This window comes from Stutzerimonas sp. KH-1, from assembly GCF_054483855.1.
In genome coordinates this window covers 899,476-915,668 of record NZ_CM137011.1, presented here as the reverse complement: position 1 = coordinate 915,668, position 16,193 = coordinate 899,476, and the positions used below count along the sequence as shown (strand labels likewise).

General features: G+C 60.1%; 14 protein-coding genes, 2 tRNA genes and 1 pseudogene. 5 read left to right on the top strand and 12 right to left on the bottom strand.

Features of this window, described 5'->3' with window-relative positions; genetic code table 11:
• Window positions 1-3 precede the first annotated feature (3 nt).
• The 3 genes and pseudogenes from ACX1DW_RS04525 to ACX1DW_RS04515 all read left to right on the top strand — a co-directional run.
• Entirely contained in the window at window positions 4-1,416 is a 1,413-nt protein-coding gene (locus ACX1DW_RS04525) for a Y-family DNA polymerase (protein ID WP_458992868.1), read from the top strand.
• A complete protein-coding gene (locus tag ACX1DW_RS04520) occupies window positions 1,413-4,493 on the top strand; it encodes an error-prone DNA polymerase (protein WP_458992867.1) in 3,081 nt (1,026 codons plus the stop codon). Before ACX1DW_RS04525 ends, ACX1DW_RS04520 begins: the two co-directional genes overlap by 4 nt.
• 111 nt (window positions 4,494-4,604) lie before the next feature.
• A pseudogene (locus ACX1DW_RS04515) lies at window positions 4,605-4,940 on the top strand (tyrosine-type recombinase/integrase); the annotation flags it as partial.
• 71 nt (window positions 4,941-5,011) lie between these two features.
• On the opposite strand, the gene ACX1DW_RS04510 reads toward ACX1DW_RS04515, so the two are convergent.
• From ACX1DW_RS04510 to ACX1DW_RS04465, 10 genes are all read right to left on the bottom strand, one after another.
• Window positions 5,012-5,088: transfer RNA gene (locus ACX1DW_RS04510), tRNA-Pro, on the bottom strand.
• An 83-nt stretch (window positions 5,089-5,171) separates the two neighbouring features.
• Entirely contained in the window at window positions 5,172-5,528 is a 357-nt protein-coding gene (locus tag ACX1DW_RS04505) for a MerR family transcriptional regulator (RefSeq protein WP_063541047.1), read from the bottom strand.
• Window positions 5,509-5,811 carry an integration host factor subunit alpha gene (gene ihfA / locus ACX1DW_RS04500; protein ID WP_003282572.1) on the bottom strand — a complete coding sequence of 101 codons (303 nt, stop codon included), beginning with the start codon at window positions 5,809-5,811 and terminating at the stop codon, window positions 5,509-5,511. The genes ACX1DW_RS04505 and ihfA overlap by 20 nt, the downstream gene beginning before the upstream one ends.
• A gap of 3 nt (window positions 5,812-5,814) precedes the next feature.
• The gene (gene pheT, locus ACX1DW_RS04495; protein ID WP_458992866.1) at window positions 5,815-8,193 is read right to left on the bottom strand and encodes a phenylalanine--tRNA ligase subunit beta; all 2,379 of its coding nucleotides are present in this window, start codon (window positions 8,191-8,193) and stop codon (window positions 5,815-5,817) included.
• Between the two features lie 36 nt (window positions 8,194-8,229).
• Window positions 8,230-9,246 (bottom strand): phenylalanine--tRNA ligase subunit alpha, encoded by a 1,017-nt coding sequence (pheS, locus tag ACX1DW_RS04490; RefSeq protein ID WP_063541073.1) that lies wholly within the window; start codon window positions 9,244-9,246, stop codon window positions 8,230-8,232.
• 173 nt (window positions 9,247-9,419) lie between these two features.
• Window positions 9,420-9,776, bottom strand: a complete 357-nt coding sequence (rplT, locus tag ACX1DW_RS04485; protein WP_003282569.1) for a 50S ribosomal protein L20 — start codon at window positions 9,774-9,776, stop codon at window positions 9,420-9,422.
• Between the two features lie 27 nt (window positions 9,777-9,803).
• Entirely contained in the window at window positions 9,804-9,998 is a 195-nt protein-coding gene (rpmI, locus tag ACX1DW_RS04480) for a 50S ribosomal protein L35 (protein WP_003298367.1), read from the bottom strand.
• A 62-nt stretch (window positions 9,999-10,060) separates the two neighbouring features.
• Complete coding sequence (gene infC, locus ACX1DW_RS04475) at window positions 10,061-10,612, bottom strand: translation initiation factor IF-3 (protein ID WP_172974169.1); 552 nt, start codon at window positions 10,610-10,612, stop codon at window positions 10,061-10,063.
• Window positions 10,612-12,534: a threonine--tRNA ligase gene (gene thrS / locus ACX1DW_RS04470; protein ID WP_458992865.1), complete on the bottom strand. Its 1,923-nt coding sequence runs from the start codon at window positions 12,532-12,534 to the stop codon at window positions 10,612-10,614. Before thrS ends, infC begins: the two co-directional genes overlap by 1 nt.
• A gap of 228 nt (window positions 12,535-12,762) precedes the next feature.
• A tRNA-Val gene (locus ACX1DW_RS04465) sits at window positions 12,763-12,839 on the bottom strand.
• Between the two features lie 168 nt (window positions 12,840-13,007).
• On the opposite strand from ACX1DW_RS04465, the gene ACX1DW_RS04460 reads away from it, so the two are divergent.
• Window positions 13,008-14,291 carry an NAD(P)/FAD-dependent oxidoreductase gene (locus ACX1DW_RS04460; protein WP_458992864.1) on the top strand — a complete coding sequence of 428 codons (1,284 nt, stop codon included), beginning with the start codon at window positions 13,008-13,010 and terminating at the stop codon, window positions 14,289-14,291.
• 6 nt (window positions 14,292-14,297) lie between these two features.
• On the opposite strand, the gene ACX1DW_RS04455 is transcribed toward ACX1DW_RS04460, so the two are convergent.
• Together ACX1DW_RS04455 and ACX1DW_RS04450 are read right to left on the bottom strand one after the other, a co-directional pair.
• The gene (locus tag ACX1DW_RS04455) at window positions 14,298-15,248 is read right to left on the bottom strand and encodes a PA2778 family cysteine peptidase (protein WP_133456854.1); all 951 of its coding nucleotides are present in this window, start codon (window positions 15,246-15,248) and stop codon (window positions 14,298-14,300) included.
• Window positions 15,245-15,646 (bottom strand): PA2779 family protein, encoded by a 402-nt coding sequence (locus tag ACX1DW_RS04450; protein WP_458992863.1) that lies wholly within the window; start codon window positions 15,644-15,646, stop codon window positions 15,245-15,247. Before ACX1DW_RS04450 ends, ACX1DW_RS04455 begins: the two co-directional genes overlap by 4 nt.
• Window positions 15,647-15,832: 186 nt before the next feature.
• Between ACX1DW_RS04450 and ACX1DW_RS04445 the strand changes: the two genes are divergently transcribed.
• Entirely contained in the window at window positions 15,833-16,147 is a 315-nt protein-coding gene (locus tag ACX1DW_RS04445) for an I78 family peptidase inhibitor (RefSeq protein ID WP_458992862.1), read from the top strand.
• Window positions 16,148-16,193: the final 46 nt, after the last annotated feature.

Genomic DNA, 16,193 nt, shown 5'->3' with positions numbered 1-16,193 from the left:
ACGATGCTCTGGGCCTGCATTCTACTGCCGCAACTGGCCATGGACGGCATCCTGCGCCACCGCGACGATGCCGCCGCACCACTGGTTCTACTCGCCGGCCCGCCACAGCGCCGCGTGCTGCAGGCTGTCAACACCGCCGCCCGCAAGCTCGGCCTCAAGCCAGGGCAATCGCTGGTCGCAGCCCAGGCATTGACCCACGACTTCGCCACTGCCGATTACGACCCGCTGATGATCGAACGCTGGCAGCAGTTTCTGGCGGCCTGGGGTTACGGCTACAGCGCCCAGGTCAGCTTGCACTACCCGCGCTGTCTGCTGCTGGAGGTGCATTCCAGCCTCGGCCTGTTCGGCCCCTGGCCACGATTCGAGAAGCGTCTGCGCGAGGAACTCACGGCCCTGGGATTCCGCCACCGCATCACCCTGGCACCCAACCCGGCGGCCGCGCGCATCCTCGCCAATGCCCATGACGGGCTGGCCGTGACCGATACGGCCGCGCTGCATCAGGCGCTCGGGGTACTGCCGATCGAGCGCCTCGGCCTGCCCCGCGAAGTCAGCACATCACTGGTACGCATGGGCCTGCGCCATCTTCATCAACTGCTCGCCCTGCCGCGCGACAGCCTGGCCAGACGCTTTCCGGCCGAAGTGCTGGCCCAGCTCGACACCCTGCTCGGGCATCGGCCGCTACCTCTGGAGTTCTACCGCCCGCCGGATGTCTTCGACACCCGCATCGAACTGAATTTCGAGGTGGAGTCCCACCAGGCCCTGCTGTTTCCATTGCGCAGGCTGACCGCCGACCTGGCCGCCTTTCTCGCCGGGCGGGACAGCGGCGTCCAGCATTTCAGTCTGTACCTGGAACATCGCACCCTGCCCGACAGCGAGGTGCCGGTCGGCCTGCTCAGTACCGAACGCGAGCCCGCCATGCTGTTCGAACTGACCCGTGGCCGCCTCGAGCATCTGCAACTGCCTGCCCCCGTCCTGGCCGTGCGTCTGCTGGCTCGTGATCTGCCAGCCTTCACGCCGGCTCATCAGGCCTTGTTCGACGAGCGCCCGCAGCAGAATGTGCCCTGGGAGCAACTGCGCGAACGCCTCCGCGCCCGACTGGGTGACGACGCTGTAGTCTCGCTGAGCGCACGAGCGGACCACCGCCCGGAATGCGCCTGGCGGGAAAGCAGCCTCGCCCACACCGAACCCTTGCCCCAAGTAGGTTTGCGCCCCGGCTGGCTGCTGAACACCCCGCAGCCCTTGCGCGAAGAGGGTCTGCTCACCCTGGCTGGTCCCGAGCGCATCGAGTCCGGCTGGTGGGATGGTGCTGACGCGCGACGCGACTACTATCGGGTGCAAACCACTTCCGGCCAACAGGGTTGGGCGTTTCGCGCCCTTACCGGAGGGCCGCTGCTGCTGCACGGCTGGTTCGCATGAACGCCGAATATGCCGAGCTGCACTGCCTGTCCAACTTCAGCTTCCAGCGGGGAGCATCCAGCGCGCGCGAACTCTTCGAGCGCGCCAAGCGCCAGGGCTATGACGCTCTGGCGATCACCGACGAATGCAGCCTGGCCGGTATCGTGCGCGCCTGGCAGGCCTCGAAGGACACCGGTCTGCCGCTGATCATTGGCAGCGAGGTGCAGATCGAGGGCGGGCCCAAACTGGTCTTGCTGGTGGAAAACCTGACCGGATACCAGGCCCTCTGCCAGTTGATCACCCGTGCCCGCCGGCGGGCCGAAAAAGGTCGCTACCAGGCGCTGCGCGAAGACCTGAGCGAGTGGCCGCTAGATGGACTGCTGGCGATCTGGCTGCCCGGTCACGCTGGCGCCGACACCGAAGGTCGTTGGCTGCTCGAGCGTTTTCGCGAGCGGCTGTGGCTCGGCATCGAACTGCATCGTGGACCGGACGACGCGCTGCAGCTGCGGCAATCCCTGACCCAGGCTTCACGCCTGGGCATACCCGCCGTGGCCTGTGGCGACGTGCACATGCATGCCCGCGGTCGACGGGCATTGCAGGACTGCATGACCGCCATCCGCCACCATCTGCCGGTCGCCGAGGCCGGATGCCACCTCTTTCCCAATGGCGAACGCCACCTGCGGTCGCGCGAGGAGCTGACCCAGCTCTATCCAGCCGAACTGCTTGCCGAAACCCTTCGCATCAGCCAGCGCTGCCATTTCCAGCTCGACCAGCTGAAATATCACTACCCCCACGAACTGGTCCCGCCTGGACATGACACCACCTCATGGTTGCGCAAGCTGGTCGAGGATGGCGCACGCTGGCGCTGGCCGGACGGCATCCCGGAAAAGGCCCGCGCGCAGCTCGAACATGAACTGGAGCTGATCGCCGACCTGCATTACGAAAGCTATTTCCTGACCGTGCATGACATCGTTCGCTTCGCCCGCGAGCGGGGCATTCTCTGCCAGGGTCGCGGCTCGGCGGCCAATTCGAGCGTCTGCTTCGTACTGGGCATCACCGAACTCGACCCGGTACGCAGCAAACTGTTGTTCGAGCGTTTCCTCTCCCGCGAGCGCAACGAGCCACCCGATATCGACGTGGATTTCGAGCACGACCGCCGCGAGGAGGTCATCCAGTACGTCTTTCAACGCTACGGGCGTAATCGCGCCGCCCTCACCGCCGTCGCCAGCAGCTACCGCGCCACCGGCGCCCTGCGGGATGTCGCCAAGGCGCTGGGCCTGCCGCCGGACCAGATCAACGCCCTGGCCGGCTGCTGTGGACGCTGGAGTGAGCACATACCCGACGACTTGCGACTGCGCGAGGCCGGCTTCGATCCGGACAATCCGGTTCTGCGCCGCGTCCTGGTGCTGACCAATGCGCTTATCGGCTTTCCCCGTCACCTGTCCCAGCACCCTGGCGGCTTCGTGATCTCCGAACAGCCGCTCGACACCCTGGTGCCGATCGAGAATGCCAGCATGGCCGACCGCACGGTGATCCAGTGGGACAAGGACGACCTCGATGCGGTCGGTCTGCTCAAGGTCGACGTGCTGGCACTGGGCATGCTCAGCGCGATACGTCGCTGTTTCGACCTGATCGAACACTATCGCGGCACGCGCTGGACCCTCGCCACGCTGCCCGCGGAGGACAAGCCCACCTACGAGATGATCAGTCGGGCCGATACGATCGGCGTGTTCCAGATCGAATCACGCGCACAGATGGCCATGCTGCCACGCCTGCGCCCGAAGACCTTCTACGACCTGGTCATACAGGTCGCCATCGTCCGCCCCGGACCGATCCAGGGCGACATGGTGCATCCCTACCTGCGTCGACGTAATAAGGAAGAAGAGGTGGATTACCCGTCCGAAGAACTGAAACCGGTGTTCGAGCGCACCCTTGGCGTGCCCCTTTTTCAGGAACAGGTGATGGAACTGGCGATCGTGGCGGCCGAATACACTCCAGACGAGGCCGACAAGCTGCGCCGTGCCATGGCCGCCTGGAAGCGTCACGGCAGCCTGGAGCCTCACCGCGTGCGACTGACCGAGCGAATGCTCGCCAAAGGCTACCAGCCCGACTTCATTGCGCGGATCTTCGAGCAGATCAAAGGGTTCGGCAGCTACGGTTTTCCCGAATCACACGCGGCGAGTTTTGCCCAGCTCACCTATGCCAGCTGCTGGCTGAAACGCCACGAACCGGCTGCATTTGCCTGCGCCCTGATCAACAGCTGGCCGATGGGTTTCTACAATCCTGACCAGATTCTCCAGGACGCCCGTCGCCACCGGCTGGAAATACGCCCGGTGGACGCTCGCCACAGCGGCTGGGATTGCAGCCTCGAGCCGAGTCGCCAGGAGCAACCGGCCATCCGCCTGGGGCTACGGATGGTGCGCGGCTTTCGGGAAGCCGATGCCCAGCGCATCGAAGCCGCACGCCAACGCCAGCCATTCACAGATATCCATGACCTGTGCCTTCGCGCCGAGCTCGAACCGCGTACGCGCGAGCAGCTCGCCGATGCCGGCGCCCTCCGCGGCCTGGCCGGCCATCGCCATCGAGCGCGCTGGGCCGTCGCCGGAATCGAACCACAGCTACCGCTGTTCGCCAGCCTGCCCGCACCGGAGGAAACTTCCATCAACCTGCCATTGCCTTCGGTGGGTGAAGACCTTTTCAACGACTACGCGACCCTTGGCACGACGCTGGGGCCACATCCTTTGCTCCTGCTACGAGATGAGCTCAAGGCCCGGCGCTGCCGCAGTTCACGGGAACTGGGCACGATCGAGCATGGCCGCCCGGTCAGCGTTGCCGGCCTGGTGATCGGCCGACAACGCCCACAGACCGCCAGCGGTGTCATCTTCGTCACCCTGGAGGACGAGTTCGGCATGGTCAACGTGGTGGTCTGGCGCGACCTGGCCGAGCGCCAGAGGCGGCCCTTGATCCAGTCGCAACTGCTTCGCGTGGATGGCCATCTGGAGTCAGCCAGCGGCGTACAACATCTCATCGCCGGCCGCTTGAGCGACCTCACGCCCCTGCTCACCGGGCTCGATGTGCGCAGCCGGGATTTTCAATAGTCCTGTCTTCGCCCTGAAGTCCGTGGCACCAGCCTGCTGTATCCAGAGCTAATCACGCACATTGCTACGGCGGCCCCGTACTGGCCAGCCAACATGCGCAACCAAAAGGATGGCAACGCCACTCCGATGCAGCGCATGAACGACTCGGCGTGGCGCAAGGCAAGGAAACGGGCGGCCGCGATGTACGAGCAGCGCTTCAAGCGAACGGCACCGGCGGGTTTTGCGTCGATCCGCGTGCATGACCTGAAGCACACGTTCGGTCGCAGGCTTCGCGCCGCCGGCGTGACGGAGGAAGACAGGAAGGTCCTGTTGGGTCACAAGAACGGGAGCATCACCAGCCATTACTCGGCGGCCGAACTGGGCAAGCTGATCGATGAGGCCAACAAGATATCGGCGACCGATTCGAGGGGACCGGCGCTGACGATACTGAGGAGGAAGGCAGGATGAAAAAGTCCCGCAAAAGTCCCGCAACGAAAAAGGCCGGTGCTTTCGCAACCGGCCTAAGTCGTTGATCTATTTGGTCGGGACGGAGTGATTCGAACACTCGACCCCTTGCACCCCATGCAAGTGCGCTACCAGGCTGCGCTACGCCCCGACTAATGCTATCAGCACTGCTGAAAGCGGGAAGAACTATACATTAAGCATCTGAAAATGTGAAAGTTTTTTCGATGCCCCTTGCTACTTTCGGAGTACCTGAAGGACTTCTTCCAACTCCGAGATCATCTGACGGATCAGTTGCTTGTACTGCGTCGTGTCTTCCCGGGCTTCCTCGCCTGACATACGCTGGCGGGCTCCTCCGATCGTGAATCCCTGCTCGTAGAGAAGCGAACGAATCTGACGAATCATCAGGACGTCCTGACGCTGGTAGTAACGTCGGTTACCACGGCGCTTCACTGGGTTGAGCTGGGGGAATTCCTGCTCCCAATAACGCAAAACGTGAGGCTTCACCGCGCAGAGCTCGCTGACCTCTCCGATAGTGAAGTAACGTTTGCCCGGTATCGTCGGGAGTTCGTCGTTATGACTTGGTTCCAGCATATGCTTCGACCCTGGCTTTGAGCTTCTGCCCTGGACGGAACGTTACAACACGACGTGCCGTGATAGGAATTTCCTCTCCAGTTTTAGGATTACGTCCTGGGCGCTGCCGCTTGTCGCGCAGGTCGAAATTGCCGAAACCGGATAGCTTGACCTGTTCATTGTGCTCGAGCGCCTGACGAATCTCCTCGAAAAACAGCTCGACCAGTTCCTTGGCCTCGCGCTTATTCAAGCCCAGCTCTTCATATAGACGTTCCGCCATTTCAGCTTTCGTCAGAGCCCCCATACGCTATTTCCTTAACGTGGCATTGAACCTTTCTTCCAAGGAGGTGAGGATCTTCTGCATCGTTTCGTTCACCTCATCGTCGTTTAGAGTGCGCGAAGGGTGCTGCCAGGTCAAGCCGACTGCCACACTTTTGCTAAGAGGATCAATACCTTTTCCCTGATAGACGTCAAATAGCTTGAGGTCGGTCAGATTCGCGCCCGCGACGACGCGAATGCAGTCCAGCATGTCCTGAGCCATCACCTCGCGCCCGACCAGAACCGCAAGGTCCCGACGGACTTCCGGGAAGCGCGAAAGCTCGGCGAAGGATGGCATGCGCCCCTCGGCTATCTCGGCAAGCTTGAGCTCAAATAGATAGACAGGCTGATCGATACCCAACGCGCTCGCCAGTTCCGGGTGCAAACTGCCAACGAATCCGACCAACTGCCCATCACGCTCGACCCGAGCGGTTTGCCCTGGGTGCAATGCTGGATGCTCACCTGGCACGAAACGATAGACGCCAGCGTTGCCGGCAAACGCGAGCAATGCTTCGACATCTGCCTTGACGTCGAAAAAGTCCACCGTTTCGCTGGTATTCGCCCATCCCTCGGGCTCACGACTGCCCGTCACCACACCTGCCAACATGGCGTCCTGCTCGAGCCCGGGCAGCTGACCAACAAATCGCAGCCCCGCCTCGAACAGGCGAACGCGCGACTGCTGTCGATTGAGGTTGTATTGCAATGCCTTGACCAACCCTGGCCAGAGCGATGCGCGCATTGCAGCCATATCTGCCGAAATCGGATTGGCCAGCTCCAATGGTTTCACGCCAGGGCTGAACAGCTCGAACAGCTTGGGATCGATGAAGCTGTAGGTGATCGCTTCTTGATAACCACGCGCCACCAACAAACGTCGCAGCAATGGCAGTTCCGCACGCGCTTCGGGCTTCGCAACGGGCGCGAGACGGGCCTGCGGGTAACGTACGGGTAGACGGTCATAGCCGTACAGGCGTCCCAGCTCCTCGATCAGATCGATCTCCAGGCTGATGTCGAATCGATGACTCGGAACGGAAACCTGCCAACGCCCCTCAGCCTCGCGTGCAACGGTGAGTCCCAGCGAGGTCAGCAAGCGCACTACTTCGCCATGGTCCAGCTCCAACCCCAACATCTGGTTGATGCGCTCGGCACGTAGGGTTACTGGGGCAATGTTTGGCAGATCACCTTCGCTGACCGCCTCGACGATCGGGCCCGCCTCTCCACCAACGATTTCGAGGAGCAAATTGGTTGCCCGCTCCATTGCACGACGTGGAAGCTGCGAGTCGACGCCACGCTCGAAGCGATGCGAGGCATCCGTATGCAGGCCGTATGAGCGCGCCTTGCCGGCCAACGCGATGGTGTCGAAGAACGCACTTTCGAGAAAGATGCTGCGAGTGGAGGCGCTCACACCGCTGTGTTCCCCCCCCATTACCCCGGCGATAGCAAGCGGTCGCTCATGGTCGGCAATAACCAACGTATCGCTGCGCAAGACGATCTCCTGGCCGTCCAGCAGAACCAGCTTTTCGCCTTCGTCTGCCATACGGACCCGAATGCCGCCCTTGATCTCATCGAGATCGAATGCGTGCAACGGCTGACCCAGCTCAAGCATCACGTAGTTAGTGACATCGACAACCGCATCGATGCTGCGAATATCGGAGCGACGCAGGCGCTCTACCATCCAGAGGGGCGCCGGGCGCGACAGGTCGACATTGCGGATTACCCGTCCGAGATAGCGTGGGCATGCCTTCGGGGCTAGAACCTCGACCGGACGTACGTCTTGGTGCACAACCTTAGCCGCAGCAAAATCCACAGAACGCACTTCAGCTCCGTAGATCGCTCCGACCTCTCGAGCCAAACCGGCGAGCGACAGGCAATCGCCGCGGTTCGGCGTCAGACCAATTTCGATGCTTACATCGTCTAGATCAAGGTATTCGCGCAGATCGGCGCCAACCGGCGCACCAGCTGCCAGCTCCATCAGACCGCTGTCGTCGCTGCCTATCTGCAGCTCGGTTTCAGAACACAGCATGCCGTTGGATTCAACGCCACGCAGCTTGGCCTTTTTGATCTTGAAGTCACCCGGCAACTGGGCCCCGATCATGGCGAAAGGAATCTTCAGTCCAGGGCGCACGTTTGGCGCACCGCACACCACCTGGAAAGTCTCCTTGCCGTTGCTGACCTGGCAAACTCTGAGCTTGTCGGCATCAGGGTGCTGCGCTGTTTCCAGCACCTCGCCGACGACCACGCCACTGAAGCTGCCGGCAACCGGCGTCACGGCATCGACTTCAAGCCCAACCATGGACAGGCGGGCAACCAACTCTTCACGCGAAACCTGCGGATTGACCCAGCTCCGCAGCCACTGTTCACTGAATTTCATCCTGTTCTCCTAAATATGCGTTGACGGGCGGCGGCACTAGCGAAATTGCGCAAGGAACCGCAGGTCATTGTCGAAGAACAGGCGCAAATCATTGACGCCGTAACGCAGCATGGCGAGGCGCTCGACGCCCATGCCAAAGGCGAAACCGGAATAGCGCTCCGGATCGATTCCCGACATCCGCAATACGTTTGGATGCACCATGCCGCAACCCATGACCTCGAGCCAGCCGGTCTGCTTGCAGACACGACAACCCTTGCCGCTACACATCACGCACTGCATGTCGACTTCCGCAGACGGCTCGGTAAAAGGGAAGAACGATGGACGGAAGCGCACGCCAAGTGGCTTCTCAAAGAACACGCGGAGGAACTCCTCAATAGTTCCCTTGAGGTCCGCGAAGCTGACACCTTCGTCGACCAGCAGACCTTCGACCTGATGAAACATCGGCGAGTGGGTGATATCCGAGTCGCAGCGATAGACGCGGCCTGGGCATACGATTCGAATTGGTGGCTGGCGAGATTCCATGGTGCGCACCTGCACGGGCGAAGTGTGTGTGCGCAGCAACATGTTGGCATTGAAGTAGAATGTGTCGTGCATCGCCCGCGCGGGATGATGCCCCGGAATATTCAGCGCTTCGAAGTTGTGATAGTCGTCTTCAACCTCTGGGCCCTCCGCAACGCTGTAGCCGATATGACTGAAGAACTGTTCGACCCGCTCCAGCGTACGGGTCACCGGATGCAGCCCGCCGGACGCCTCACCGCGGCCCGGCAAGGTTACATCGATTCGCTCAGCAGCCAGCTTGGCTTCTAGCTCAGCCTGTTCCAGATCGGCCTTGCGAGCATTGAGCACATCCTGCACCTGATTCTTGGCAGCGTTGATCAACGCGCCGGCCTGCGGACGCTCTTCGGCAGACAGCTTACCCAGCGTTTGCATCAGCTGAGTCAGCTCGCCCTTCTTGCCAAGGTACTGAACACGGACCTGCTCAAGGGCACCGATGTCTTCGCTTCGTTGCACGGCCTCTAGCGCTTGCGAGACCAGTGCATCCAGATTTTCCATGTACATAACCTCCAGAGGTTCTTGCAGAACCGCACTGGCTAGACGCCTCATGCAGGCTGTCGCCAAGCGCACTTTTGCAAAAGCCCCTTCCAGATACGAAATAGGGGAAGAGCACAAGGCTCTTCCCCTATCGATGACTTACAACGAATCCGAAGATCCGTGATTGCCGGGGCTTAAGCCAGAGAAGCTTTGGCTTTCTCGACAATCGCAGCAAAGGCTGCTTTTTCGTTCACTGCCAGATCGGCCAGAACCTTGCGATCGATCTCGATGGCCGCCTTCTTCAGACCGGCGATCAGACGGCTGTAGGACAGACCGTTGACACGAGCACCGGCGTTGATACGGGCGATCCACAGAGCGCGGAACTGACGCTTGCGCTGACGGCGGTCACGGTAGGCGTACTGGCCTGCCTTGATTACCGCCTGCTTGGCAACGCGGAATACGCGAGAACGCGCACCGTAGTAGCCTTTGGCGAGTTTCAGAATTTTCTTGTGACGGCGACGGGCAACGACGCCACGCTTAACACGAGCCATGAGTTATTCCTCTGAGTCTTGACCGGATCAACGAACGCGCAGCATGCGCTCCACTTTTGCGACGTCAGACGGATGCACTTGCGAGCAACCGCGCAGCTGACGCTTACGCTTGGTGGTCATCTTGGTCAGGATGTGGCTCTTGAAAGCGTGCTTGTGCTTGAAGCCGTTAGCAGTCTTCTTGAAGCGCTTCGCAGCACCACTTTTGGTTTTCATCTTTGGCATGTTCGGTACTCCACATTGTGGGTGATTACAAATAACCGCAAGGCCTGCCAGTGCCCTGGAGGTTACTTTTTCTTCTTGGGAGCGATGACCATGATCAGCTGGCGTCCTTCCATCTTCGGATGCTGCTCGACCGAACCGTATTCAGCGAGATCTGTCTCGACCCGCTTCAACAGTTCCATCCCCAGCTCCTGATGAGCCATCTCACGACCGCGGAATCGCAAGGATACCTTGGCCCTGTCCCCGTCACTCAGGAAACGCACCAGGTTACGTAGCTTGACCTGGTAGTCCCCCTCCTCCGTCCCTGGACGAAACTTTACTTCTTTGACCTGAACCTGCTTCTGGTTCTTCTTCGCCGCAGCGACCTGCTTCTTCTTCTCGAAAAGGTGCTTGCCGTAATCCATGATCCGGCACACCGGAGGATTCGCATCGGCAGAGATCTCAACCAGATCCAGTTTGGCCTCTTCTGCAACCTGCAGCGCTTCATCAATCGAGACGATGCCAATCTGCTCGCCATCAGCGCCAATCAAACGGACCTCACGAGCCGAGATATTCTCGTTGATCGGGGCCTTGGGTGCAGTTCGTTTATCCTGTCTCATTTCACGCTTAATAGTCATTACTCCAATTCTTGGCGACCACGCCGGGAAACCGCCTGTGCCAACAGCTGCGCGAATTGATCGAGGGGCATGGAGCCCAAATCGACGCCTTCACGGGTGCGCACAGCAACGGATCGAGTCTCAACCTCCCGATCCCCGATAACCAAGAGATAAGGAGTCTTGAGCAAAGTATGCTCGCGGATTTTAAAGCCGATCTTTTCGTTTCTCAAGTCACACTTGGCACGGAATCCGCTTTGGACAAGGCTTTTCTCGACTTCCATGGCAAATGCAGCCTGCTTGTCGGTGATATTCATGATCACCGCCTGAGTCGGAGCGAGCCAAGCAGGGAATGCGCCAGCGTAGTGCTCGATGAGCATACCGATGAAACGCTCGAACGAACCGAGAATGGCACGGTGCAGCATCACCGGCCGCTGGCGGCTATTATCTTCAGCGACGAAGCTGGCATCCAGGCGCTCAGGCAGGTTCGGATCGTACTGCAGGGTGCCGCATTGCCAATTACGCCCCAGGCAATCACGCAAGGTGAACTCGATCTTCGGTCCGTAGAATGCTCCTTCGCCCGGCTGATATTCCCATGCCAGCCCGGACTCGTTGAGCGCCTCGGCCAGCGCACCCTCGGCACGATCCCACAACTCATCGGAGCCGACACGCTTGGCTGGACGAGTGGAGAGCTTCATGGCGATGTCGCTGAAACCGAAATCGGCATAGACCTTGAGCGTCAACTTGATGAAGTCGGCAGCCTCCTTCTTCACCTGCTCTTCGGTGCAAAAAATGTGCGCATCATCCTGAGTGAAGCCGCGCACACGCATGATGCCGTGCAGCGCGCCGGAAGGCTCGTTACGGTGGCAGGCGCCGAACTCAGCCATGCGCAGCGGTAAGTCACGATAGGACTTCAGGCCTTGGTTGAAGATCTGCACATGACACGGGCAGTTCATCGGCTTCACCGCATAATCGCGATTCTCCGACGAGGTGGTGAACATGTTCTCGGCGTAGTTGGACCAATGCCCAGACTTTTCCCACAGGATACGATCGACCACCTGCGGCGTCCGCACCTCCTGATAGCCGTTCTCGCGCTGCACCTGACGCATGTACTGCTCGAGGTTCTGATACAGGGTCCAGCCGGCCGGATGCCAGAAGACCATACCCGGCGCTTCCTCTTGAGTATGAAAGAGGTCGAGCTGCTTGCCGATGCGACGATGATCGCGCTTCTCGGCCTCCTCTATGCGCTGGACGTAAGCGGCCAGCTGCTTTTTGTCGGCCCAGGCGGTGCCATAGATGCGCTGCAGCTGTTCGTTCTTTGAGTCACCACGCCAGTAGGCCCCGGAAATGCGGGTCAGCTTGAACGCCTTGAGGAAACGGGTATTCGGCACATGCGGGCCTCGGCACATGTCGACATATTCTTCGTGGTAGTACAAACCCATCGCCTGCTCGTCGGGCATATCCTCGATCAGACGCAGCTTGTAATCCTCGCCTCGGGACTTGAAGACCTCGACGACTTCGGCGCGCGGAGTCATCTTCTTGACGACGTCGTAATCACGCTCGATCAGCTCACGCATCCGCTGCTCGATGGCCGCGACATCATCAGGCGTAAAGGGCCGCTCATAGGCGATATCGTAATAAAAGCCTTCTTCGATGACCGGCCCAATAACCATGCGCGCAGTCGGATACAGCTGTTTCACTGCATGACCGATCAGGTGCGCGCAGGAGTGGCGAATGATATCCAGCCCCTCCTCATCCTTCGGCGTAATGATCTGCAACGAAGCATCCGCATCGATCAGATCACAGGCATCGACCAATCTACCGTCGACCTTACCGGCGAGCGTCGCCTTGGCCAGGCCAGCGCCAATGGACTGAGCCACCTCAGCCACGGTAACCGGGTGATCGAACGAACGCTGACTGCCATCGGGAAGAGTAATGGTGGGCATGGCGCCTCCTCTCCTAGTGGTGACCCGTACCAAAGGCCACATGGGTTGGGATGAGCCAGGAAAGCGACCCGGCGAGCATTCCCACCGCACAGTGGCAGGAGCCTGAAGGCTTACTCTCGACCGGACCGAAGTCACTGGGAAAACACGACTGGCGATACTTTCAGAATGCCGAGATCCTGACAAGCGAGCCAAAAAAAAGGGTCGCTTGCGCGACCCTTTTATTCGAATTGGTAGGCACAATTGGATTCGAACCAACGACCCCCACCATGTCAAGGTGGTGCTCTAACCAACTGAGCTATGTGCCTTCGATGGGGGCGCATTCTAAAGACTCGAAAAAAAAGGTCAAGCGGTTTTTTTCAGCTAACTCACTGATATTTGGAAAATTTGAAAAAGCCCCTATCAGCGCTCAGTCACTGGCGAGTCGTGCGGCTAAGCGCTAGCATGCGTAAAAGATTCAGAACAGAGATTCCAATATGCCGAACACTCCCTACCCGGCCTCCTATTACGCCGCCACCGCAAACATGACCAAGGAACGCCCGACACTGCAAGAAGCGAAGCAAACGGATGTATGTGTCATCGGCGCCGGGTATACCGGGCTTTCTACCGCGCTCTTCCTGCTCGAAAAGGGCTTCAGCGTAACTGTGTTGGAAGCGGCGAAGGTCGGTTTTGGCGCCTCTGGCCGCAACGGAGGGCAAATCGTCAACAGCTACAGCCGCGACCTCGACAGCATCGAACGAAGCGTCGATAGCTCGGCCGCCAAATTGATCGGTCAAATGGCCTTCGAGGGCGGCAGGATCATCCGCGAGCGGGTCGCACGCTACAACATCCAGTGCGATCTGAAGGACGGCGGCGTGTTTGCGGCGTTAAGTCAGAAACAGATGCATCACCTCGAAGCACAGAAGGCACTGTGGGAACGATATGGCTACCACCAGCTGGAGCTGCTCGATGAGCAGGGCATCAAGCGGGTCGTAGCCAGTGATCGGTACATCGGCGGTATGCTCGACAAGCAAGGCGGCCATATCCATCCGCTTAATCTGGCGCTTGGCGAAGCCGCTGCCGTCGAATCGTTAGGCGGCGTCGTATACGAAAACTCCCCCGCCGTACGAATTGAGCGAGGCGAACAGCCTTTGATACATACCCCCACAGGCGATGTCCGTGCAAAATTCGTGGTGGTCGCCGGCAACGCTTATCTGGGCGATCTGATACCGGAGCTAGCCGCCAAGTCCATGCCCTGCGGAACCCAGGTGATTGCCACTGAGCCACTCGATGAGGAACTGGCGCGCAGCCTCCTCCCTCAGGACTACTGCGTGGAAGACTGCAACTACCTGCTCGATTACTACCGCCTCTCGGCCGACAAGCGCCTAATCTATGGCGGGGGGGTCGTCTACGGAGCTCGAGACCCTGCTGACATCGAATCGATTATCCACCCCAAAATGCTCAAGACGTTCCCGCAGCTGGCCAAGGTGAGAATCGACTATGCGTGGACCGGCAACTTCCTGCTCACGCTCTCCCGACTGCCTCAGGTGGGCCGCCTGGGCAACAATATCTATTATTCGCAGGGTTGCAGCGGGCATGGTGTCACTTACACCCATGTTGCCGGGAAGGTCATCGCCGAAGCATTGAGCGGCCAGGCCGAACGATTCGATGCATTCGCCAGCCTCCCCCACTATCCATTTCCTGGCGGGCAACGCTTCCAGGCCCCACTCAGCGCACTTGGAGCCCTTTATTACAGCCTGCGCGACAGACTGGGCTTCTGATGATACCTAGCGAGCACCGCACGGCGGCGCAGGCTGGCACGATGCTGCCGACTCCCGCGTGACTGCCGGCAGCGGCGCATCGAAACGAGGGTCGTCTGGCGCCAGACGCTTAGCGCAGGACCGCGCCTGCTGCGCACCGACATGGCATCCGCGCTCGGCCAGCACATGCGAAAGATTGAACCAGCCAATGGCGAAGCCTGGGTCCGTAGCGATGCTATCCCGCAACGACCGTTCCGCCATCTCCTTCTGCCCGGCCGCGTACTGACTGTTGGCCAGCGCAAATAACCCGAGCGAAGATTTCCAACGAGCAACCGCCGCCTCATAGGCGACTCTCGCCGGGCGTACTTGCCCAACCTCCTCGAGATCACTTGCACTACGCAACCAGACGGTTTCTCGTGCCGTCGCCGGAAGCTGATCCGGGTTAAGCGTCACGACCGACCACCGCTCGGCCTTGGACCAGGTGCGTTCGAAGTCGCGAAAGGAGGCGATCCAACGCTCGGTGGTACCAGAGCGCAACACGAGCCGTTGTTCGACAAGGTCGTAACCCACCACAACGGCGAAATGCCATTGCGGCCAATGATCGAACGCCAGATTCTGCAGAACCAGAACTGGATTGCCGGCCGCCACTTCCGCCAGCACGTCCTCCAGGCGCGAGCGCAGCGGATAGACCAGAAGCCCCGCCGCCCGCGCTGCGGCGACCATTTCCACCTGAAGGCTGCCCCTTCGCCCCGGGATGTACACCTGATCCACGAGCACATCCGGATCAGCAGGAACGCCCCGCTGCGCCAGCATGGTAGCAAGCGCAGCCGGCCCGCACTGATAGGCTTCCTGCGGGTAGAACGGCACTTCGGTCAGCTCAGCCGCAGACGGAAGACCTGCATCGTCGAGGGATATTCTCGACGATGCACAGCCTCCAACCAGTCCGGCCAACAGCAGTATCAGCAGCAGCCGACTCAACGGTTGATGCAATTGACGAAATTGAAGATGTTGGTCGCGCAGAGCATGTCAGTGATGATGAAGATGACTAGGAACAGAACGATCACGCCGACGACGCCGGCACCAGCAGGCGCCTGATCAAGCTGCTGATTGAATTGCGCCAGTTCGGCCGCAGTCAGGCTACTGATGCGCTTCTCGACCTGGTCACGCTCAACGCCCATCGATTCGAGCTTTTTCTGCACTTCTTGATCGTCCAGCATGGTCAGCAGTTGCTGCCGATCCACCTGCTGCTGTTGTTCCGTAACGACTTCCGGCGTACCGATCATGGCCGCTTGCGCCAATGGGATCTGAGCCACTAATAGCAGATGCAGGGCAGCGAGCATCGCCGCGATACGCTTGAGCAGTGGGGAATTGAACATCGTGGTCACTCCTTGTTTTCGTTGACTGCTGGATTGCACAACGCCATCAGACGCAATAACAGCGCTTCGGTTCCCGTCTGGCCGTACCGGCAGAACACCCGCAGGCCCGCATACTTCAGGTCACGTCCGTATCGGCACTATTCATAATAGTCGCGTTCCCAAACCCCAGAAGTGAAAGGAGATGTCATGTTCCGACCCAATCGCAATGCGCTGATCATCGCCACCGCTGTGCTGCTATTGGCCGCGTGCAAGAGCGTCACGCAACCATCGGGCGTTGATACGCCGACTCAGAGGCAGGGGCACTGCAATTCCGATGCGGCACAGCACTTTGTGGGTAGAACGGCGACCCCTGAAGCCCTTGAGCAAGCGAGGCAACTTTCCAATGCGGAAAGAGCACGGATCCTGCGCCCCGACGATATCGTTACCCTGGAATACGATCCACGAAGGCTCAACATCAATACCGACGCAAACATGAAGATCGAACGCGTCAGCTGCGGTTGACTAAGCCAAGACTGCCATGGACCGCTCGGCGATGATGCCGAGCGGC

What these genes read in the sequence shown, in the direction of transcription:
- ACX1DW_RS04525 (WP_458992868.1), top strand. Translation starts at nt 4, where the DNA reads ATGCTCTGGGCCTGCATTCTACTGCCGCAACTGGCCATGGACGGCATC.
- ACX1DW_RS04520 (WP_458992867.1), top strand. Translation starts at nt 1,413, where the DNA reads ATGAACGCCGAATATGCCGAGCTGCACTGCCTGTCCAACTTCAGCTTC.
- ACX1DW_RS04505 (WP_063541047.1), bottom strand. Translation starts at nt 5,528, where the DNA reads ATGCTGGAACCAAGTCATAACGACGAACTCCCGACGATACCGGGCAAA.
- ihfA (WP_003282572.1), bottom strand. Translation starts at nt 5,811, where the DNA reads ATGGGGGCTCTGACGAAAGCTGAAATGGCGGAACGTCTATATGAAGAG.
- pheT (WP_458992866.1), bottom strand. Translation starts at nt 8,193, where the DNA reads ATGAAATTCAGTGAACAGTGGCTGCGGAGCTGGGTCAATCCGCAGGTT.
- pheS (WP_063541073.1), bottom strand. Translation starts at nt 9,246, where the DNA reads ATGGAAAATCTGGATGCACTGGTCTCGCAAGCGCTAGAGGCCGTGCAA.
- rplT (WP_003282569.1), bottom strand. Translation starts at nt 9,776, where the DNA reads ATGGCTCGTGTTAAGCGTGGCGTCGTTGCCCGTCGCCGTCACAAGAAA.
- rpmI (WP_003298367.1), bottom strand. Translation starts at nt 9,998, where the DNA reads ATGCCAAAGATGAAAACCAAAAGTGGTGCTGCGAAGCGCTTCAAGAAG.
- infC (WP_172974169.1), bottom strand. Translation starts at nt 10,612, where the DNA reads ATGACTATTAAGCGTGAAATGAGACAGGATAAACGAACTGCACCCAAG.
- thrS (WP_458992865.1), bottom strand. Translation starts at nt 12,534, where the DNA reads ATGCCCACCATTACTCTTCCCGATGGCAGTCAGCGTTCGTTCGATCAC.
- ACX1DW_RS04460 (WP_458992864.1), top strand. Translation starts at nt 13,008, where the DNA reads ATGCCGAACACTCCCTACCCGGCCTCCTATTACGCCGCCACCGCAAAC.
- ACX1DW_RS04450 (WP_458992863.1), bottom strand. Translation starts at nt 15,646, where the DNA reads ATGTTCAATTCCCCACTGCTCAAGCGTATCGCGGCGATGCTCGCTGCC.
- ACX1DW_RS04445 (WP_458992862.1), top strand. Translation starts at nt 15,833, where the DNA reads ATGTTCCGACCCAATCGCAATGCGCTGATCATCGCCACCGCTGTGCTG.